Source organism: Streptomyces sp. NPDC057137 (assembly GCF_042670825.1).
Classification (GTDB): Bacteria; Actinomycetota; Actinomycetes; order Streptomycetales; family Streptomycetaceae; genus Streptomyces.
In genome coordinates this window covers 39,999-60,312 of the sequence record NZ_JBHUUW010000018.1, presented here as the reverse complement: position 1 = coordinate 60,312, position 20,314 = coordinate 39,999, and the positions used below count along the sequence as shown (strand labels likewise).

The window sequence follows — 20,314 nt, the reverse complement described above, 5'->3', positions numbered from 1 at the left end:
CGGCGGCATGGCGGTCGCCCTGCCGGTCCTGGCCGTCGCGGTCGTCTACGCGGCGTGGCGGGGGTACCGGGCGCGGGCGGTGGCGGTCGTGCTGGCCATGGCCGCCGTTCCGGTGCTCGTGATGCCGCTCAAGCTGTGGATCGACCGCCCCGGGCCGCTCACGGCCGAGTCCGGTTACTACCCGTCCGGCCACACGGCGACGGCGATGGTCGCGTACTGCGGCGCCGCGCTGCTGCTGCGGCCCTGTACGGGGCGCGCCGGGCGCGGATGGGCGATGCCCGTCGCCGTGGTGCTCAGTGCGGCGACGGGCATCGGACTGGTACTACGGGGCTATCACTGGCCGCTGGACGTTCTCGGCAGCTGGCTGCTCTGCGGCATGCTGCTGGCCCTGTTGGTGGCGGCCCTGCGGTGGATCGACAACCGCAGGGCCGCCGGCTCGGGAACGGACGCCCCGTAGCGCGAGGCGGGCCTGGTCGGCTCGGCTCAGCTCGATTCAGCTCAGCTCAACTCAGCTTCCGAAGTACCCGTCGAAGTTGCGGGAGAATTCCCACTGGTTGAAGCGGTCCCAGTTGATCGACCAGGTCATCAGCCCGCGCAGCGTGGGCCACGTACCGTGCGTCTGGTACGACCCGCAGTTGGTCTTCTTCGTCAGACAGTCCAGGGCCTTGTTCACCTCCGACGGGGCGGTGTGGCCGTTGCCGGCCTGCGACGACGCCGGGAGTCCGATCGCCACCTGGCCCGGGTCCAGCGCCGGGAAGACCTTGGTGGTGTCGCCGGCCACCGGGAAGCCGGTGAGCAGCATGTCGGTCATCGCGATGTGGAAATCGGCGCCGCCCATCGTGTGGTACTGGTTGTCGAGCCCCATGATCGGCCCCGAGTTGTAGTCCTGGACGTGCAGCAGGGTGAGGTCGTCGCGCAGGGCGTGGATGACGGGGAGATACGCCCCGGCGCGCGGGTCCTGGCCGCCCCAGGGGCCGGATCCGTAGAACTGGTAGCCGAGCTGCACGAAGAACGTCTCCGGGGCCATCGTGAGCACGAAGTCCGCCCCGTACTTGGCCTTGAGGCTCTTCACGGCGGAGATCAGGTTGACGATGACGGGGCTCGTGGGGTTGCGGAAGTCGGTGTCTCCGGTGTTGAGGGAGAGCGAGTGGCCCTCGAAGTCGATGTCGAGGCCGTCGAGGCCGTACTCATCGATGATCTTGGATACGGAGCTCACGAAGGCGTCGCGCGCGGCGGTCGAGGCGAGTTGGACCTGACCGTTCTGGCCGCCGATGGAGATCAGGACCTTCTTGCCCGCCGCCTGCTTGGCCTCGATGGCGGCCTTGAACTCGGCGGGCGATTCGACGTTCGGGCATTCGGCGACGGGGCACAGGCTGAAGCGGATGTCGCCCGAGGTGACCGATGTCGGCTCGCCGAAGGCGAGGTTGATGACGTCCCACGAGGCGGGCACGTCGGCCATGCGCGTGTAGCCCGAGCCGTTGGCGAAGCTGGAGTGGAGGTAGCCGACGAGGGCGTTGGCGGGGAGGTCCGCCCCGCTGCCGCCCCCGCCGCCGGCCTGGGTGGTGGCGGTGACGGCGGTGGAGCGCGGGGAGCGGCCCGCGGCGTTGGTGGCGGAGACCTGGAAACGGTAGGCGGTCGCGGGGCTCAGCCCGGTGACGGTGGTCGAGGTGCCGGTGACGTTCACGTCCGGGGCGCCGTCACGGTGCACCGTGTAGCCGGTGGCGCCCGCCACGGGCGACCAGGCGAGGCCGACCGATGACGCGGTGACCGTCGAGGATCTGAGCCCTGCCGGGGCGGCGGGCGGCTGCCCCGTCTCACCGCCCGGCCCGACGAGGCTGAGGTCGTCGACGTGGTAGGCGGGTGTTCCGTACCAGCCGTTGGTGTAGAGCGTCACGGACGTGGTGGCGGGACCGGTGCGGAAGGAGGTGGTCAGTTTCTGCCAACTGGGCGCGGACGGGGTCCACGTTGAGACGTCGGTGGTGCCGGTGCCGGAGGCGCCGAGGTAGACGTAGCTTCCCTGGACCCAGGCGCTCAGCGTGTAGGCCGAGTCGGGTCGGACCGCGACGGTCTGGGCGCACTTCGCGTTGTCGCTGCCCGCCGGGGTGGCCTTCAGTGCGGCCGTGCCGCCGTGCACGGGGGTGCTGACGGTCACGCCACTGCCGCCCGTACAGCTCCAGCCGGCGAGGCCGGATTCGAAGCCGCCGTTGGTGGCGATGTCCGCGTCGGCCGCGCGCGCCGTCTCGGCGGACACGACGAGGCCGCCTGCGGTGAGTACGGCAGCCGCGAGAGCGGCCACGAGTCTGGCGTACCGAGAAGGTCGTCTGTTGCGTTCCACAACTGCCTCCGGGCATGGCGGAATTGAGTGACCGAGCCGGGCACAACATGGTCCAGACCAATCCTGTTGTCAAGACCTCTGGCGCCTTACGGCTCCGACTGCCCTCCACCGCCCCCGCCGTCCCCATCGACGGCGCCGTCGCCGAGGACACCCCCCGCGATCCCGGCCGCCGCCTCGTGCATCGCCAGTTCCAGCAACGGCGGGTCGGTGAGCGTGCCCGAGCCGTCGGGCGGGACCAGCCAGCGGACGCCGCCGCCGGTGCGGCCCGGGTACGGGACGACGATCCAGGTGCCGCTGCCGGCCCCTCGCACCCCCGTACCGATCCAGCGGGCGACGGTGCCCGGCGGTACGAAGAATCCGAGGCGCGCGTCGCCGAAATCGGCCAGGACGGGGCCCGGCCGATCGACGAGCCGGTTCAGCACTTCGAGCGTCGGATACCCCAGTTCACCAGGGAGGATCAGGACGTCCCAGCGCTTCCCGGCGGGAAGAAGAGCGACCCCGTGCGGGTTCCGCTCCCATTCCCACCGACAGGCGTCGGGATCGGGCGCCACCGACGCCAGCCACTCCAGCGCGGCCCTCGCCCCCGAATAGGCCCTCGAGTCAGTCATCATGCGGCCTCCGCTCCACGTTGTTGGACAGTGCGTCCACAGGGGGAGAGGGAGGTCGCGCCGGTTCATTACGCGAGTTCGGGTCGCCAGTCGGTGGTGATGTGGATCACATCACCACCGGCCTGGGCGACGGCCCCGGCCACGAGCCGGGAAAGACGCCCTCCTACGGAGGCCGACGGACGTCGACGGAGGTCAGCTGTCGAAGCCCAGCCCCACCCGGTCCATGGCCCTCAGCCACAGATTGCGCCGCCCGCCCCTGGCGTCCGCGCGGGCCAGCGACCACTTGGTGAGCCCGATACCGGCCCAGGCGGCCGGCTCCGGCGGGAAGGGCACGGGCTTCGTCCTGACCATCTCCAGCGCCGTACGCTCCGTCCGCTCCCCCGCGAGCAGGTCGAGCATCACATCGGCGCCGAAGCGAGTCGCGCCGACGCCGAGGCCGGTGTACCCGGCGGCGTACGCGACCCGCCCGCCGTGCGCCGTACCGAAGAAGGCGGAGAACCGCGAGCAGGTGTCGATGGCCCCGCCCCACGCGTGGCTGAACCTCAGGCCCTCCAACTGAGGGAAGCACTCGAAGAAGTGCGAGGCGAGCTTGAGATAGGTCTCGGGACGGTGGTCGAGGTCGGCGTCGAGCCGACCTCCGTACGGATAGATCGCGTCGTAGCCGCCCCACAGGATGCGGTTGTCCGCGGTGATCCGGAAGTAGTGGAACTGGTTGGCGCCGTCGCTGAGTCCCTGCCGCTTCTTCCAGCCGATCGCCCCGAGTTGGCCCTCGGTGAGAGGCTCGGTCGTCAGGGCGTAGTCGTAGACGGGCACCGTGTACGGCCGCACGCGCCGGACCAGCGACGGGAAGACGTTCGTGCCGAGCGCGACGTGGCGGGCCAGGACGCGGCCGTACGGCGTGCGGACGGCCATGCCGGGCCCGGAGCGGGCCAGTTCGAGACCGGGCGTGTTCTCGTAGATCCGCACGCCGAGGTCGAGACAGGCGCGCTTCAGCCCCCACGCGAGCCTGGCCGGGTTCAGCATGGCGACGCCGCGCCGGTCCCAGAGGCCGCCCAGGAATGTCGGCGAGTCGACCTCCGCGCGGACCGCCTCGCCGTCGAGGAGGTCCAGACCGGTGAAACCGGCCTCGGCCGCCTCGTCGCGCAACTGACGGAGGTCGTCGAGCTGGTGCGGTTCGGTGGCGACGGAGATGTCGCCGGTGCGCTCGAAGTCGCAGTCGATGGCGTAGCGCTCGACAGCCGACTCGATACCGTCGAGATTGGCCCCACCGAGGTCTTCGAGGGCCCGCAGCTCGCCGGGCCAGCGGCTGAGACCGTTGGCGAGGCCGTGCGTGAGAGAGGCGGAGCAGAAGCCGCCGTTACGGCCTGAGGCCGCCCAGCCCACCTCTCGGCCCTCGATCAGGACGACGTCGCGGTGCGGATCGCGCTCCTTGGCGAGGAGCGCGGTCCACAGGCCGCTGTAGCCGCCGCCGACGACGAGCAGGTCGCAGCGTTCGTCGCCCGCGAGGGCGGGCACCGCGCCCGGCCTGCCCGGGTCGTCGAGCCAGTAGGCGACGGGCTGCGCGTCGGCGAGTGAGGCGGCTGCTGTACGCATGGCTCCAGGGGCCATGTCTTCCAACTCCTTCAGGTCCCGCTCAGGGTGTTGCGGCCTTCTTGCGCCGGTCACTGACCAGCTGGCCGCCGATCACCATCAGTACCGCGATGGCGAACATTGCCGTCCCAATGACGTTGATTTGCACCGGTGTGCCGCGCTGCGCCGAGCCCCAGACGAACATGGGGAAGGTGACGGACGAGCCGGCGTTGAAGTTGGTGATGATGAAGTCGTCGAACGAGAGGGCGAAGGCGAGCAGCGCCCCCGCCGCGATGCCCGGTGCGGCGATCGGCAGGGTGACCCGTACGAAGGTCTGCACCGGCCCCGCGTACAGATCGCGCGCCGCCTCCTCCAGCTTCGGATCCATGGACATGACGCGCGCCTTGACGGCTGTCACCACGAAGCTGAGGCAGAACATGATGTGCGCGATGAGGACGGTCCAGAAGCCCAACTCCGCCCCCATGTTCAGGAACAGAGTCAGCAGCGAGGCGGCCATCACGACCTCGGGCATGGCCATCGGCAGGAAGATCAGCGAGTTGATCGCGCCGCGCGCCCGGAAGCGGTAGCGGACCAGGGCGAAGGCGATCATGGTGCCGAGGACGGTCGCCCCGATCGTCGCCCAGACGGCGATCTGGAACGAGAGCGTCAGCGCCCCGCAGAGGTCCGCGACGCCGCACGGGTCCTTCCAGGCGTCCAGCGAGAACGTCTGCCAGGCGTAGTTGAAGCGCCCCTTCGGCTTGTTGAAGGAGAACACCATCACGACGAGGTTCGGCAGGATCATGTACGCGAGCGTGAGCAGGCCCGCGACGACGACCACATTGCGTCGGATCCAGCGCATCAGACCAGGTCCTCCGTCCCTGAACGGCGGATGTAGACGGTGACCACGACCAGCACGACCGCCATGAGGATGAACGAGAGTGCCGCCGCCGTCGGATAGTCGAGCACGCGCAGGAACTGGCTCTGGATCACGCTGCCGACCATCTTGGTGTCGGTGGAGCCGAGCAGTTCCGCGTTGACGTAGTCGCCGCTCGCCGGGATGAAGGTCAGCAGCGTGCCGGAGACGATGCCCGGCATCGACAGCGGGACGGTGACCTTGCGGAAGGTCGTCGCTGGCCTCGCGTAGAGGTCCCCGGCCGCCTCGTGCAGCCGGCCGTCGATGCGCTCCAGCGAGGTGTAGAGCGGCAGGATCATGAACGGCAGGAAGTTGTACGTGAGGCCGCAGACGACGGCCATGGGCGTGGCCAGGACGCGGTCGTCGGCCGTCCAGCCGAGCCAGCTGGTCACGTCCAGCACCCGAAGGGTGTCCAACGCCCCGACCACGGTGCCGTCGTCCGCGAGGATCGTCTTCCAGGCGAGCGTGCGGATCAGGAAGCTGGTGAAGAACGGGGCGATGACCAGGACCAGCAGGAGATTGCGCCAGCGGCCGGCCTTGAAGGCGATGAGGTACGCCAGCGGGTAGCCGAGCAGCAGACACAGCACAGTGGCGGTGCCCGCGTACAGCAGCGAGCGCACGAACTGCGGGTAGTAGTCCTGGAGCGCGTCCCAGTAGGTCTGGAAGTGCCAGGTGACCTTGAAGCCCTCCTCCAGCGAGCCCGTCTGTACGGAGGTCGACGCCTGGTAGACCATCGGCAGCGCGAAGAAGACCAGCAGCCACAGGATGCCGGGCAGCAGCAGCCAGTAAGGCACGAGGCGTTTACGGCGCGGAACCTTGCGTACTGCCGCTTCGGTGACCGGTGGTGTGGGTGGTGCCGGTGGTGCTTCCGTCGCGGTCACGCCCCCTCCTCGTCCACCGTCTTGACGCCCGCGTCGATGTCCTGGGCGGCGTCGAGTCCGAAGGTGTGCGCGGGGTTCCAGTGCAGGACCACCTCGGCCCCGGGAACGAGCCGGCCGTCGCGCTCGATGTTCTGCGCGTACACCTCCAACTCCGCACATACGGGGCTGTCGATGACGTACTGGGTCGAGACCCCGATGAAGCTGGAGTCGACGATGCGCCCGGTGATCCGGTTACGGCCCGCGGGGATGGAACCCTCGTCGTCCGCGTGCGCGAGGGAGATCTTCTCGGGGCGTACGCCGACGAGCAGCCTGCCGCCGTCCGGGACCCGCGTCGTACAGCGGGCCGCGGGCAGCCTCAGCTTCACACCCGCCGACGTCACCACCACCTCGTCGCCCGTCGTCTCCGCGACGTCGGCCTCGATGAGGTTGGAGGTGCCGAGGAAGTTGGCGACGAAGGTGGTCTGCGGATTCTCGTACAGCTCCGCCGGCGCGCCCAGCTGCTCGACCCGCCCCGCGTTCATCACGGCGACCGTGTCGGCCATCGTCATGGCCTCCTCCTGGTCGTGCGTGACATGCACGAAGGTGATGCCGACCTCCGTCTGGATGCGCTTGAGTTCGAGCTGCATCTGGCGGCGCAGCTTGAGGTCGAGCGCGCCGAGGGGCTCGTCGAGCAGCAGCACCTTCGGATGGTTGATGAGCGCGCGGGCCACGGCGACGCGCTGCTGCTGGCCGCCGGAGAGCTGGTGCGGCTTGCGCTTCGCGAAGTCGCCGAGCTGGACGAGGTCGAGCATGTCGCCGACCTGCTTCTTCACCGACTTGATGCCGCGACGGCGCAGGCCGAAGGCGACGTTCTCGTAGATGTCGAGGTGCGGGAAGAGCGCGTAACTCTGAAAGACGGTGTTGACGGGGCGCTTGTGCGGCGGCAGGCCGGTGACGTCCTTCTCACCGAGGAAGACCGATCCGGTGGTCGGGTCCTCCAGACCGGCGATCATCCGCAGCGTGGTGGTCTTGCCGCAGCCCGAGGCACCGAGCAGGGCGAAGAAGGAGCCCTCGGGGACGGTGAGGTCGAGGGGCTTGACGGCGTGGAAGGAGCCGTACGACTTGCTTATCCCGGTGAGGCGGACGTCGTCGCCGCCCCGGTCGGTGGATGCGGTCTCACTCATGGGTAACGATCCCGGGGGCTTGAGAAGGGAAGAACGGAGCGGACGGGGCCTCTGGACCCCTGCGGCCGGCGGGCGTACCACCGGCGACCGTGCGAACCGGCGGCCCCGTGGGGCCCGTCGGCCTAGGCGCCGATGAGCTTGGCGAACTTCTCCTCGTACGCCGTCTCCTCCTCGCCGCTCAGGGAGCGGAAGGCGTGGGACCGCGAGGCCATCGCCGCGTCCGGGAGGATCAGCGGGTTGGACGCCATCGACTCGTCGATCTTTGCGAGCTCCGTACGGACACCTTCGACGGGGCAGACGTAGTTGATGTACGCCGCGAGCTGCGCGGCGACCGGAAGCTCGTAGTAGTGGTCGATGAGCTTCTCGGCGTTGGTCTTGTGCCGTGCCTTCGCCGGGACCAGCAGATTGTCGCTGGAGATCATGTAACCGGCCTCCGGGATGGCGAACTGGATGTCCGGGTTGTCCGCCTGGAGCTGCACGATGTCACCGGCCCAGGCGATACACGCCGCGATGTCGCCCTTGCTGAGGTCCGCCGTGTAGTCGTTGCCGGTGAAGCGGCGGATCTGCTTCTTGTCGACGGCCTTCTGTATGCGGGCGACGGCGCCGTCGTAGTCGTCGTCGGAGAACGACGCCGGGTCCTTGCCCATGTCGAGCAGGGTCAGCCCGATGGAGTCGCGCATCTCGGACAGGAACGACACCCGCCCCTTGAGGTCCGGATCGTCGAGCAGCTGCGAGACGGACTCGACCTTGCGGCCCCCCGTCGCCTTCGTGTTGTAGGCGATGACGGACGGGATACCGGTCCACGGATACGTGTAGGCGCGCCCCGGATCCCAGTCCGGCGAGCGGAACTGCGGGGACAGATTCGCGAACGCGTGGGGCAAGTTGGCGGGATCGAGCTTCTGCGCCCAGCCGAGCCGGATGATGCGGGCGGCGAGCCAGTCGGTGACGCAGATGAGGTCGCGCCCCGTGTCCTGGCCGGCCGCGAGCTGCGGCTGGATCTTGCCGAAGAACTCGACGTTGTCGTTGATGTCCGCCGTGTACTTCACCTGGATCCCGGTGCGCTTCGTGAACGCCTCCAGGGTGGGGTAGCTCTTCTCGTCCTCGCTGACATCCATGTACTCGGTCCAGTTGGAGAAGACGACGCGCTTCTCCTTCGCCGAGTGATCGGTGGACGCGGGGCCCCCGCTCTCTCCCTTCGCGGGCGGAATCCCGCAGGCGCCGAGGCCTGCCACGCCGCCGATCGTGAGCGCCCCGGCGCCGGTGGCGCGCAGCAGCGAACGGCGGCTGAGCGCGCCTCGTCCGTTACTGAGGCTGCGACGCGTCGCGGCTATCTGGGCCGCCGAGAGACGGTCGGGCTCGTACAGCTCCATGGGCGGTGCCCTTTCGGGTGAGGAGAGGGTGAGGAGAGTTAGAGACGGTCCCCGAAGATTGTGCGGTGCCAGTCCTTCCTGGCGACCGCGGTGTTGTCGTACATCACATGTTTGACCTGTGTGTACTCCTCGAACGAGTACGCCGACATGTCTTTTCCGTAACCACTGGCCTTGTAGCCGCCGTGCGGCATCTCGCTGATGATCGGGATGTGGTCGTTCACCCACACACAGCCGGCCTTGATCTCGCGGGTGGCGCGCCCCGTGCGGTACACGTCGCGGCTCCAGACGGACGCCGCGAGGCCGTACGGGGTGTCGTTGGCGAGGCGGATGCCCTCGTCGTCGGAGTCGAAGGGCAGCACGACCAGGACGGGGCCGAAGATCTCCGACTGGACGATCTCGCTGTCCTGGGCGGCGTCCACGACGAGTGTGGGGCGGTAGTACGCGCCGTCGGCGAGCCCGGCGCCGTCCGGCGCGGTGCCGCCGGTGACGACGCGGGCGTATCCGCGCGCCCGGTCGACGATGCCGGCGACCCGGTCTCGGTGGGCGTGCGAGATCAGCGGCCCCATGTCCGTCGACGGGGCGAACGGGTCGCCGAGGCGGACCGTCTCCATCAGCGCCGCGACGGCGCTCACGAAGGCGTCGTAGAGCGGACGCTGTACGTAGGCGCGGGTGGCGGCCGTGCAGTCCTGCCCCGTGTTGATGAGCGAGCCCGCGACGGCGCCCTGTACGGCGGCGTCCAGGTCGGCGTCGTCGAAGACCAGGAACGGGGCCTTGCCGCCGAGTTCCAGATGCAGCCGCTTGACGGTGGCCGTGGCGATCTCGGCGACGCGCTTGCCGACGGCGGTGGAGCCGGTGAAGGAGGTCATGACGACATCGGGGTGGCCCACGAGGCGCTCGCCCGCGTCGGCGCCCGCGCCGTTGACGATGTTGATCACGCCGTCGGGGATGCCCGCCTCCTGCGCCGCCTGCGCGAACATCAGTGAGGTGAACGGCGTCAGCTCGGACGGCTTCAGCACGATCGCGTTGCCCGCGGCGACCGCCGGGAGGATCTTCCAGGCGGCCATCTGGAGCGGATAGTTCCAGGGGGCGATGGAGCCGACCACGCCGATCGGTTCGCGGCGTACGTAGGAGGTGTGGTCACCGCTGTACTCGCCCGCCGACGCGCCTTCCAAATGACGGGCGGCGCCGGCGAAGAAGGCGGCGTTGTCGACGGTTCCCGGAACGTCGAACTCCGTGGACAGTTTGATCGGCTTTCCGCACTGGAGCGACTCGGCCGCCGCGAATTCCGTGGCCCGCTCGGCGAGTACGGCGGCGAACCGGTGCAGTGCGTCGGAACGCTCCCCCGGGGTGGCGCCCGCCCAGCCCGGATACGCGGCGAGCGCGGCGGCCACGGCCGCGTCGACGTCGGCCGCCCCCGCCATCTCGTACGTGAGCAGTTCGTCGCCCGTCGCCGGGTCGACCACGGCGTGTGTACGGCCCGAGGTGCCGGGGCGCAGCCGTCCGTCGATGAACTGCGCACCGTCCGCGAAGCGGTCCCGCGCGGGGAAGCGGTTGCCCATGGCGCCCTCCGTGTTTCCGGCTGTCGCCGCGGTTGATCCGAAGCCGCCAGTGTTGTTCTGGCTTGAATTGAGTGCCGATACTGACAGAGCATCGGGCGTCCAACAAGTGATTCCGTTGTTGCCTTTTGGTTACGCGACGGAATCGGTTGACCATGTGTCGCGCCATCACCTTGATCGGCATACGGACTGTCAGTGGTGGCTGGCAGACTCACGTGCATGGGGATGATCACGGTTGCCGAGCTGACCGACCGTACGAGTCGCGGCGTGAAGGTCAAGTATCTGCACTTCTGGGGGCACGCCCCGCGGCAGGACGGGGCCATCGGCGCGAGTTGTCTCAGCCAGTGGTGGCAGTCGCCGTTCACGGTCGACGGGGTCGGGTACGCGACGGCGGAGCACTGGATGATGGCCGCCAAGGCCCGGCTGTTCGACGACGCGGAGGCCGAGCGGAAGGCTCTGACCGCGTCAGGTCCGGCGCTGGCCAAGAAGGCCGGGCGGCTGGTGCGGGGGTTCGACGAGACCGTATGGAAGCGCGAACGGTCCGGCATCGTCGTGGAAGGCAGCGTCCACAAGTTCCGGCAGGACGACCGGCTGCGCGACTACCTGTTGGGCACTGGTGACCGGGTGCTCGTCGAGGCCAGCCCGATGGACCGGATATGGGGCATCGGACTGGCCGCGGACGACGAGCGGGCGCAGGACCCCGCGCGCTGGCGCGGGCTCAATCTGCTGGGCTTCGCTCTTATGGAGGCGCGGGAGCGGCTCCGCGCGGAGGCGGCGAGGTCCTGATCGCGCGCCGTCCGCCGGATCAGCGGCCTGCGTCCACAAGAAGCATGGCGGAGTAACCGTCGGTGCCGCTGTCGTAGTCGTTGTCGTTGTTGTCGTCGTTGATCGCGTCGGTGAAGCCCCAGATGAGAAGACCGATGACGACCGCGCCGATGACGATCCCGATGCTGCCCATGATGATCCCGGAGAGGGCCTGACCGCTGTTGGTGGCCTCGCCCCGTTCGGCACGCTTCCTCCCGACGACACCGAAGATCACGGCGAGGATGCCCAGAATGATGCCGACGACGCCGTATAGGCAGAACAGACAGATCGAGAGGATGCCAAGCGTCATCGCGGCGACGCCCATGCCGTTCGCCGGGCCGGGCTGCCAGCCGGCCTGGCCGTATCCCGGATAGCCGGGGTATCCCGGGTATCCGGGATAGGACGCGCCGGCGCCGGGGTACTGGGAGGCTGCGGGCGCACCCGGGTAGCCGTACGGACCGGAAGTCGTCGGGGCCGGTCCCCCGGGGGCTATCGGCGGTGGCGGTACGGCTCCGGGGACCGGCCCGGCACCAGCGGCGCCCGGCTCCGGCCCCACACCGGGCATGGACGTGACGGTCGGCTGGTCGTAGACGGGCCGGACCGGTGGCTGGTCCTGGATGGGCCCCGGCGCCTGCGCCGGCTTGTTCAACGGCACCCCGCGCTCCGGCGGCGCCCAGGGATCGTTCGGCTCGTGGGCGCCCGGCGGCTGCGCGCTGCTGTCTGACATGGTCCTCCCCCATCGTGATTCCGTCATGCTAAGGCCTCTGCCGAGCGCCTCCCCCACCCCGCCTACGATGATCCCTGTCCGATAAAGCCCTGGGCAGGGGGACGTCCTGCCCGGCGGACGGCGACACCCTTTCCGCCGCCGCTCAGCACGCGGAGGACCCGATGACCGACCTTCATCCCTTCATCGCAGGGCTGCCCAAGGCCGAGCTGCATGTCCATCACGTCGGCTCGGCCTCGCCCCGTATCGTGTCCGAACTGGCGGCCAGGCACCCTGGCACCAAGGTGCCGACGGACCCCGAAGCCCTGGCCGACTACTTCGTCTTCACCGATTTCGCGCACTTCATCGACGTCTACCTCTCCGTCGTGGATCTGCTGCGCACCCCGGAGGACGTCCGGCTGCTGACGTTCGAGATCGCACGCGACATGGCCCGGCAGAACATCCGCTACGCCGAGCTGACGATCACCCCCTTCAGCTCGACCCGGCGCTCCATCCCCGAAGTGGCGTTCATGGAGGCGATCGAGGACGCCCGCAAGTCGGCCGAGGCCGAGTTCGGCGTCGTACTGCGGTGGTGCTTCGACATCCCCGGTGAGGCCGGCCTGGAAGCCGCGGACGAGACACTGCGGCTCGCCGTCGACCTCCGTCCCGAGGGGCTGGTGTCCTTCGGTCTCGGTGGCCCGGAGATCGGCGTACCGCGGCCGCAGTTCAAGCCCCACTTCGACCGGGCGGTCGCGGAAGGGCTGCACTCCGTGCCGCACGCGGGCGAGACGACGGGGCCCGGCACGGTGTGGGACGCGCTGAGGGACTTGCGCGCCGAACGGATCGGACACGGCATCAGCTCCGCCCAGGACGCCGAGTTGATGGCGTATCTCGCCGAGAACCGCATCCCCCTGGAGGTCTGCCCCACCTCCAACATCGCCACGCGAGCGGTCACCGACATCGAGCTTCACCCGATCAGGACGCTCGTGTCCGCAGGCGTGCTCGTGACGGTCAACAGCGACGACCCGCCCATGTTCGGCACCGACCTCAACAACGAGTACGCGGTCGCGGCGCGGCTTCTGGAGTTGGACGAGCGGGGGGTGGCGGGGCTCGCGAAGGGCGCCGTCGAGGCGTCGTTCCTCGACCAGGTGGGCAAGGACCGGCTGAACGCCGAGATCGACACGTACACGGCTCAGTGGCTCGCCAAGTGACGGCCGCACGGGGCGCGGTCGGCGGTCTCGGCGACGCGTCGCTGCGCGCCGTCGTGGCCGTCGGGCACCGGGGCGATCCGTACCGCGTACGTGAGAACACCCTTCCCTCGGTCCGCTCCGCCCTGGAACGGGGCGCCGACGCCGTGGAGATCGACGTACGGGTCACGCGCGACGGGGTGCCCGTCCTGCTGCACGACTCCTCGCTGGCACGGCTCTGGGGTCATGACCGGCCGGTCGCGGACGTCACCCAGGAGGAGCTGAGCACCCTCACACGGGGCGGTGTGCCGACGCTCCGGGAGGTGCTGCTGGCGCCGGGGCCGGTGGCGAACGCCCGCCTCATGGTCGATCTGCCGGGCGCCACGACGGAGTCGGTGCGCACCGTGGTCGGGACGGTGCGCGAATGCGGCGCGGCGGAGCGGGTGTACTACTGCGCGGGCGCCGAGGCGATGCTCGCCGTACGCGCGGCGGACCCGGGCGCCGAAATCGCCATGACGTGGCAGTCGTTGGCCCCACCGCGCCCCGCGCTGCTCGAAGCGGTACGGCCCCGCTGGCTCAACTACCGCTTCGGTCTGGTGAGTCGGGAGCTGACGGAGCGGGTCCACCGCGACGGGCTGCTGGTCTCCGCCTGGACGGCCGACACCGGACGGAGCATGCGACGCCTGGTCGGCGCGGGGGTCGACTCGATCACCACCAACCGCATCGACACGCTCGCGAAGCTGCTCCGCGCGGGCCGGCCGGACAGCCCGAAGGCGTAGGGAAGGCCGGCCGGAACACGGCGGTCGGGTCGGCGGGGCGGGTCTCCCGCGTCCCCGAGGGGGCCGGGGACCCGCCCCAACCGCCGAGAACGGGGCCGGAGTTCAGCGGCTCCCGACGACCTTCCGCGCGACGGCGTGCGAGACGGCGGTGGCGCCCGCGGCCACGGCCAGGCCCATCGCGACGTCGCGTGCCCGCGACGGCTTCAGCACACCGGCCCGCCTCAGCCGTCCCCGCGCCCACAGCGTGAACGGCACGACAATCAGCGGCGACGTGACGGACCCGGGGGTGTATCCGCGTACGGCGGCTGCCTGGGCGAGATGCACCAGACCGTGCAGTCCGAATCCGTCCAGCGCTCCCTGGTAGAAGCCGGACCGACCCCCCGTACGGTGCCCCGCGACGGCGGCGGAACCGACGAACGTGGCCATCACCCCTACGGCCACAGCGAACTCACGCCGTTCGACGGCGGCCATGGCGCCCCACACCGGCTCCGGTACGCCGGGAAACCGCTCGCGCAGGGAAGGCAGGTTCTCGCTGATCCAGCGCGGCCCGGTGGCCAGTTCCTCGGCATCGTGCAGAACCCAGGCCGCCAGCAGCCCCAGAGTCACGGCGGGACCCACCCGGTCACCGCGTACGCGTGCGTCCGTCATGTCTCCGACCATCTCAGACGCGCACCACGCCGGACGGGGCGGGGCCCGGACACGTAGCGTGTCCGCGCCCCGCCCCGGGGGAACCAACTCGGGCGCCGTACTCGCGAGTTGGCGAGCCGATCACGCCGCGGCGACGACGCGTCGACCTCAGCGGCCCGCGCGCCTCGCGTACCTCACGCGTCGAGCGACGTCATCACGTGCTTGATACGCGTGTAGTCGTCGAAGCCGTACGCCGACAGGTCCTTGCCGTAGCCCGACTTCTTGAAGCCGCCGTGCGGCATCTCGGCCACCAGCGGAATGTGCGTGTTGATCCACACGCAGCCGAAGTCCAGGTTCTTGGACATACGCATCGCGCGCCCGTGGTCCTTGGTCCACACCGAGGAGGCGAGCGCGAACTCGACCCCGTTCGCGTACTCCAGCGCCTGCGCCTCGTCCGTGAACGACTGCACCGTGATGACGGGCCCGAACACCTCGTTCTGGATGATCTCGTCGTCCTGCTTGAGCCCCGAGACGACGGTCGGCGCGTAGAAGTACCCCTTGTCGCCGACCCGGTGACCGCCCGCCTCGACCTTGGCATGGGCCGGCAGCCGCTCGATGAAGCCCGAGACGTGCTTCAGCTGGTTGGCGTTGTTCAGCGGCCCGTACAGCACGTCCTCGTCGTCCGGACCACCGGTCCTGGTGCCGGCGGCGGCCTTGGCCAGCTCGGTCACGAACTCGTCGTGGATCGACTCGTGCACCAGGACGCGGCACGCCGCCGTACAGTCCTGCCCGGCGTTGAAGAAGCCGGCCACCGAGATGTCCTCGACGGCCTTGGCGATCGCCTCGCTGTCGAGGTCCTCGAAGACCACGACGGGCGCCTTGCCCCCCAGCTCCAGATGCACGCGCTTGACGTCCCTCGACGCGGACTCGGCGACCTGCATCCCGGCCCGTACGGAGCCGGTGATCGAGACCATCGCGGGAGTCGCGTGCTCCACCATGGTGCGCCCGCTGTCGCGGTCGCCGCAGATGACGTTGAAGACACCCTTGGGCGCGATGGCGCCGATGATCTCCGCCATCAGCAGCGTGGAGGCGGGGGTGGTGTCCGACGGCTTCAGTACGACGGTGTTGCCCGCCGCGAGCGCCGGGGCGAACTTCCACACGGCCATCATCATCGGGTAGTTCCACGGCGCGACCTGCGCGCAGACGCCGACCGGCTCACGCCGCACGATGGAGGTGAAGCCGTCCATGTACTCGCCGGCCGAGCGGCCTTCGAGCATCCGCGCCGCGCCCGCGAAGAACCGGATCTGGTCCACCATCGGCGGGATCTCTTCGGTGCGGGTCAGTTCGAACGGCTTGCCGGTGTTCTCCGACTCGGCGGCGATCAGGTCCTCGGCGCGCTCCTCGAACGCGTCCGCGATCTTGAGCATCACCTTCTGACGCTCGGCCGGAGTGGTGTCGCGCCAGGCGGGGAACGCCGCGGCTGCGGCCTCCATGGCGGCGTCGACGTCGGCCTGGCCGGAAAGCGGGGACGTGGCGTAGGCCTCGCCCGTGGCCGGGTTGACCACCTCGATGGTCCGCCCGTCGGCGGCGTCCCGGAACTCCCCGTTGATGTAGTTACGCAGACGGCGCAGCTCGGTGGTCACTGCCACCCCTCCTTACAGATGTCATGCCGGATGTGTCCGATGGGTGAGACACCCACCTTAAGCGTTCTGCCGACGCTTTCGACAGGCCCGACCCCTCCCAACTTCGGATTCAGTCATATTCTGACCCTCGTACAACGAATTTCATCGCTTCGGGGTTGCAAGACAGACGAGTCGCGGTGCACAGTGAGCCGGTGGCCAGTCACAGCGCAGACCCCAGGAACGGGCACGGGAACGGATCGTCGCCGACGATCGACGCCGTGTCTCTCGCGATCATCGAACAGCTTCAGGAGGACGGCCGACGCCCCTACGCCGCGATCGGCAAGGCCGTGGGCCTCTCCGAGGCAGCCGTACGCCAGCGCGTCCAGAAGCTGCTCGACCAGGGGGTCATGCAGATCGTGGCCGTGACCGACCCGCTGACCGTCGGCTTCCGGCGCCAGGCGATGGTCGGCATCAACATCGAGGGCGACCTCGACTCCGTGGCCGACGCGCTGACGGAGATGGACGAGTGCGAGTACGTGGTGATGACCGCGGGCTCCTTCGACCTGATGGTGGAGGTCGTCTGCGAGGACGACGACCACCTGCTGGACGTCATCAACAAACGGATCCGCGCGCTCCCCGGCGTGCGCTCCACCGAGAGCTTCGTCTACCTCAAGTTGAAGAAGCAGACCTACATGTGGGGAACCCGATAGCCGTGAGCAAGGACCTCTCCAAAACCGCTTACGACCACCTGTGGATGCATTTCACCCGCATGTCGTCGTACGAGAACGCACCCGTGCCCACCATCGTGCGTGGTGAGGGCACCTACATCTACGACGACAAGGGCAAGCGTTACCTGGACGGCCTCTCCGGCCTGTTCGTCGTCAACGCGGGCCACGGGCGCCACGAGTTGGCCGAGACCGCCTACAAGCAGGCTCAGGAACTCGCCTTCTTCCCCGTGTGGTCCTACGCCCACCCGAAGGCGATCGAGCTGGCCGAGCGGCTGGCCCACTACGCGCCCGGGGACCTCAACAAGGTCTTCTTCACCACCGGCGGCGGCGAGGCGGTCGAGACCGCCTGGAAGCTCGCCAAGCAGTACTTCAAGCTGACGGGCAAGCCCACCAAGTACAAGGTCATCTCACGCGCCGTCGCTTATCACGGCACGCCGCAGGGGGCGCTGTCCATCACCGGACTGCCCGCTCTGAAGGCCCCGTTCGAGCCGCTGGTGCCCGGCGCCCGCAAGGTGCCGAACACCAACATCTACCGCGCCCCGCACTACGGCGACGACCCGGAGGCCTTCGGCCGCTGGGCCGCCGACCAGATCGAGCAGGAGATCCTCTTCGAGGGCGCGGACACGGTCGCCGCCGTCTTCCTGGAGCCGGTGCAGAACGCGGGCGGCTGTTTCCCGCCCCCGCCGGGCTACTTCCAGCGGGTTCGCGAGATCTGCGACCAGTACGACGTGCTGCTCGTCTCGGACGAGGTCATCTGCGCCTTCGGCCGGCTCGGCACGATGTTCGGCTGCGACAAGTTCGGCTACGTGCCGGACATGATCACCTGCGCCAAGGGCATGACGTCGGGCTACTCACCGATCGGCGCCTGCATCATCTCCGACCGCCTCGCCGAGCCCTTCTACAAAGGTGCCAACACCTTCCTGCACGGCTACACCTTCGGCGGCCACCCGGTCTCCGCGGCCGTCGGTCTCGCCAACCTCGACATCTTCGAGCGCGAGGGTCTGAACCAGCATGTGCTGGACAACGAGGACGCGTTCTTCTCGACGCTGCGCAAGCTCCACGACCTGCCGATAGTCGGCGACGTACGGGGCAACGGCTTCTTCTACGGCATCGAGCTGGTCAAGGACAAGGCCACCAAGGAGTCGTTCACGGACGAGGAGACGGAGCGCGTCCTGTACGGCTTCCTCTCCAAGGCCCTGTACGACAGCGGGCTGTACTGCCGCGCCGACGACCGCGGCGACCCGGTCGTACAGCTCGCGCCGCCGCTGATCTCCGACCAGTCGACGTTCAACGAGATCGAGCAGATCCTGCGCACCGTCCTGACCGAGGCCTGGACGAAGCTCTGATCACCGCACCGTACGGGGCGGGGGACGGCGCGTACGTGGAGCCGTACGCCGCCTCCTAGCCCCACCCCGCCCAGCCGCAGACGGCCCGGGTGCCCCCGTTCGAGTGCAAAGGGGGCACCCGGGCCGCGTGCTGTCCGCACACCTCGTTATGGATCTTTACGGTGCAGTGACCGATCGGCTTCGCTCTCGTTCCCCCCGGACGGGGCGCGGTACGTCAGCTCGGAACCGAGCCCGATCCGAACCGAGGTGTACGCCATGGTTGCCCCGCCGGACAACGACGTGCTCTGGGCGCGTTCCCTGCACCACTCGCACAACGGCTCGCCCGCGCTCAGCGGCGTCTCGCTCGGTGTGCGCGAGGGCGAGATCCTCGCCGTCAGCGGCGCGCGCGGCAGCGGCAAGACGACCCTGTTGCGCTGTCTCGCGGGCCAGCTCGTCCCGGAGAAGGGCGAGGTCTGGTTCAACAGCACCGCCGTGCACACGATGCCGTCGGCGCTGCGTGAACGGCTCCGGCGCGACCGTTTCGGCTGGATCGACTCCGATCCGGTCCTGGTCCCGGAACTCAACGCGTGGGAGAACGTCGCCCTGCCGCTGCTGCTGCGCGGCTCCTCCCGCCGTGCGGCGAAGGCCGCGGCCGTGGAGTGGCTGGAGCGGCTCGACATCGGCATGTGCGCCCGCAAGCGTCCGCACGCCCTGCTCCAGTCGCAGCGCCAGCGCGTCGCCGTCGCCCGCGCCCTGGTCAGCACGCCCGCCGTACTCTTCGCCGACGAGCCGACGGCGCCGTTGTACGCCGCCGATCGCGCACAGGTCCTGCGCACCCTCACGACAGCGGCGCGCTCGCATCGCATCACTGTCGTACTCGCCACCCTTGACGACGAGGTCGCGACCCTCGCCGACCGCACCGTCGTACTCGTGGACGGCCGCCGTGTGAGCGCCCTGCGACCGGCCGAGGCGGAAGGTCAGGCAGCGTGCTCGCTCTCCGTCTAGCCCGTGGCAGCCAGCTCCTCGTCCTGCTGCGCAGACTGCTCGTCGCCGCGGCGTCGGCGGGCGTCGGCTTCCTCCTGCTGTGCACGCTGGGCTGGGCCATGAACCACCCCGAGGGATCGCTGCTACGCCTGCTGTGGTGCGTGCTCCCGCTCGCCGCCACGGTGCAGTTCGCCGTCGCCGTGGCCCGCACGGACCCCAGTACGCGGCCGCGCCCCGGTCTCTCGGCGGTCGGCCTGGGCCCGGCCCAGCTCACCGCCCTGGCCGCCGCGTCGACCACCCTGTCCTGCACGCTGGGCAGCGTGGTGGCGCTGTTGTTCTTCCTTCACCTGCGTGGTGACCTCACGGGGCTGCCGTTCGACGGCGCCGCGTCCGATCTCCTCGGCGCCGGACAGCCGTTGCCGTTGGCCGCCGTACTCACGCTGCTCGCCGTCGTACCGGTCCTCGCCACCGTGGCCACCGGACTCGCCCTGCGTCCGCGCAAGGCGGGGCCGGTCGACGACGCCGATCCCGAGCGGCCCGCGACGCCCAAGCCCGCCCCGTCGGGGCTGCCTTGGGGCGTGGCTCTCACCGCGGCCGGGCTCGCCGTCGAGACGTACGCGAGCCGGGGCGGCTCGGGAGCGCCGCTGCCGCTGCCGGGACGCTTCGAGGGCAGCCCGGCGGGTGTCCTGGCCGGCTGGTCGCTGACTGCGCTCGGCCTGGCCCTGGCGGGCCCCGGTATCGCGCACCTCTGCGGCCGGCTCCTCCAGATGCTTCGGCCCGGCGCGACCCGGCTGCTCGCGGGGCGCGTCCTGATGGACGAGGCGGTACGGATCGGCCGTCCGCTGGGCGTGGTCTGCGCGGTGGTCGCCGGCGGCTTCGCCGCCGCGGCGCTGTACGGCCCCGGTGACCCGCGTCCGTTCGGACCGCTCACCGGCCTCGGCGCCACGCTCGTCGTGGGCTGCACCGTCGCGACGCTGCTGACGGCGGTCCTGGAGGCCAAACGCGCCCGCACCGACACGACGGCGGCGTTGGTGCGGGTGGGCGCCCCCACGGGTCTCCTGCGCACGGCCGCCGCGCTGCGGGCGGGCGCGCTGCTCGCCGTCTTCGGGCCGCTGACGTGGGTGATCGCCGCACTCGCCGCCGTACCGCTCACCGGCTGA

19 protein-coding genes are annotated in these 20,314 nt (G+C 69.8%); 8 read left to right on the top strand and 11 right to left on the bottom strand.

Features of this window, described 5'->3' with window-relative positions:
* The first annotated feature begins 7 nt into the window (after window positions 1-7).
* On the top strand, window positions 8-457 hold the full coding sequence (locus tag ACFT9I_RS17305) for a phosphatase PAP2 family protein (protein WP_382565032.1): 450 nt from the start codon (window positions 8-10) through the stop codon (window positions 455-457).
* Between the two features lie 51 nt (window positions 458-508).
* Here ACFT9I_RS17305 and ACFT9I_RS17300 read toward each other — a convergent pair whose 3' ends face one another.
* From ACFT9I_RS17300 to ACFT9I_RS17265, 8 genes are all read right to left on the bottom strand, one after another.
* The gene (locus ACFT9I_RS17300; RefSeq protein WP_382565031.1) at window positions 509-2,335 is read right to left on the bottom strand and encodes a chitinase; all 1,827 of its coding nucleotides are present in this window, start codon (window positions 2,333-2,335) and stop codon (window positions 509-511) included.
* 86 nt (window positions 2,336-2,421) lie between these two features.
* Entirely contained in the window at window positions 2,422-2,946 is a 525-nt protein-coding gene (locus tag ACFT9I_RS17295; protein WP_382565030.1) for a hypothetical protein, read from the bottom strand.
* A 189-nt stretch (window positions 2,947-3,135) separates the two neighbouring features.
* Entirely contained in the window at window positions 3,136-4,551 is a 1,416-nt protein-coding gene (locus ACFT9I_RS17290; protein ID WP_382565029.1) for an NAD(P)/FAD-dependent oxidoreductase, read from the bottom strand.
* 25 nt (window positions 4,552-4,576) lie between these two features.
* The gene (locus tag ACFT9I_RS17285) at window positions 4,577-5,371 is read right to left on the bottom strand and encodes an ABC transporter permease (protein WP_382565028.1); all 795 of its coding nucleotides are present in this window, start codon (window positions 5,369-5,371) and stop codon (window positions 4,577-4,579) included.
* A complete protein-coding gene (locus ACFT9I_RS17280; protein ID WP_382565026.1) occupies window positions 5,371-6,306 on the bottom strand; it encodes an ABC transporter permease in 936 nt (311 codons plus the stop codon). Before ACFT9I_RS17280 ends, ACFT9I_RS17285 begins: the two co-directional genes overlap by 1 nt.
* Window positions 6,303-7,469 (bottom strand): ABC transporter ATP-binding protein, encoded by a 1,167-nt coding sequence (locus ACFT9I_RS17275; protein ID WP_382565024.1) that lies wholly within the window; start codon window positions 7,467-7,469, stop codon window positions 6,303-6,305. Before ACFT9I_RS17275 ends, ACFT9I_RS17280 begins: the two co-directional genes overlap by 4 nt.
* A 122-nt stretch (window positions 7,470-7,591) precedes the next feature.
* The gene (locus tag ACFT9I_RS17270; protein ID WP_382565023.1) at window positions 7,592-8,839 is read right to left on the bottom strand and encodes a PotD/PotF family extracellular solute-binding protein; all 1,248 of its coding nucleotides are present in this window, start codon (window positions 8,837-8,839) and stop codon (window positions 7,592-7,594) included.
* A gap of 38 nt (window positions 8,840-8,877) precedes the next feature.
* Window positions 8,878-10,398, bottom strand: a complete 1,521-nt coding sequence (locus ACFT9I_RS17265; protein WP_382565022.1) for a gamma-aminobutyraldehyde dehydrogenase — start codon at window positions 10,396-10,398, stop codon at window positions 8,878-8,880.
* Between the two features lie 222 nt (window positions 10,399-10,620).
* Between ACFT9I_RS17265 and ACFT9I_RS17260 the strand changes: the two genes are divergently transcribed.
* The gene (locus tag ACFT9I_RS17260) at window positions 10,621-11,181 is read left to right on the top strand and encodes an NADAR family protein (RefSeq protein WP_382565125.1); all 561 of its coding nucleotides are present in this window, start codon (window positions 10,621-10,623) and stop codon (window positions 11,179-11,181) included.
* A 19-nt stretch (window positions 11,182-11,200) separates the two neighbouring features.
* On the opposite strand, the gene ACFT9I_RS17255 is transcribed toward ACFT9I_RS17260, so the two are convergent.
* Window positions 11,201-11,926 carry a DUF4190 domain-containing protein gene (locus ACFT9I_RS17255; RefSeq protein WP_382565020.1) on the bottom strand — a complete coding sequence of 242 codons (726 nt, stop codon included), beginning with the start codon at window positions 11,924-11,926 and terminating at the stop codon, window positions 11,201-11,203.
* Window positions 11,927-12,087: 161 nt separating this feature from the next.
* Between ACFT9I_RS17255 and ACFT9I_RS17250 the strand changes: the two genes are divergently transcribed.
* Together ACFT9I_RS17250 and ACFT9I_RS17245 are read left to right on the top strand one after the other, a co-directional pair.
* On the top strand, window positions 12,088-13,113 hold the full coding sequence (locus ACFT9I_RS17250; protein ID WP_382565018.1) for an adenosine deaminase: 1,026 nt from the start codon (window positions 12,088-12,090) through the stop codon (window positions 13,111-13,113).
* Between the two features lie 41 nt (window positions 13,114-13,154).
* On the top strand, window positions 13,155-13,868 hold the full coding sequence (locus ACFT9I_RS17245) for a glycerophosphodiester phosphodiesterase (RefSeq protein ID WP_382565123.1): 714 nt from the start codon (window positions 13,155-13,157) through the stop codon (window positions 13,866-13,868).
* 102 nt (window positions 13,869-13,970) lie between these two features.
* Here ACFT9I_RS17245 and ACFT9I_RS17240 read toward each other — a convergent pair whose 3' ends face one another.
* Window positions 13,971-14,516, bottom strand: a complete 546-nt coding sequence (locus tag ACFT9I_RS17240) for an HXXEE domain-containing protein (RefSeq protein WP_382565017.1) — start codon at window positions 14,514-14,516, stop codon at window positions 13,971-13,973.
* A 173-nt stretch (window positions 14,517-14,689) separates the two neighbouring features.
* Window positions 14,690-16,138: a gamma-aminobutyraldehyde dehydrogenase gene (locus ACFT9I_RS17235; protein ID WP_382565122.1), complete on the bottom strand. Its 1,449-nt coding sequence runs from the start codon at window positions 16,136-16,138 to the stop codon at window positions 14,690-14,692.
* A gap of 176 nt (window positions 16,139-16,314) precedes the next feature.
* Between ACFT9I_RS17235 and ACFT9I_RS17230 the strand changes: the two genes are divergently transcribed.
* From ACFT9I_RS17230 to ACFT9I_RS17215, 4 genes are all read left to right on the top strand, one after another.
* Window positions 16,315-16,827, top strand: coding sequence for an Lrp/AsnC family transcriptional regulator (locus tag ACFT9I_RS17230; protein WP_382565015.1), 513 nt, complete (start codon window positions 16,315-16,317; stop codon window positions 16,825-16,827).
* Window positions 16,812-18,191: an aspartate aminotransferase family protein gene (locus ACFT9I_RS17225; RefSeq protein ID WP_382565013.1), complete on the top strand. Its 1,380-nt coding sequence runs from the start codon at window positions 16,812-16,814 to the stop codon at window positions 18,189-18,191. The genes ACFT9I_RS17230 and ACFT9I_RS17225 overlap by 16 nt, the downstream gene beginning before the upstream one ends.
* A 255-nt stretch (window positions 18,192-18,446) precedes the next feature.
* Window positions 18,447-19,175, top strand: coding sequence for an ABC transporter ATP-binding protein (locus ACFT9I_RS17220; RefSeq protein WP_382565011.1), 729 nt, complete (start codon window positions 18,447-18,449; stop codon window positions 19,173-19,175).
* Window positions 19,157-20,314 carry a hypothetical protein gene (locus ACFT9I_RS17215; protein WP_382565009.1) on the top strand — a complete coding sequence of 386 codons (1,158 nt, stop codon included), beginning with the start codon at window positions 19,157-19,159 and terminating at the stop codon, window positions 20,312-20,314. Before ACFT9I_RS17220 ends, ACFT9I_RS17215 begins: the two co-directional genes overlap by 19 nt.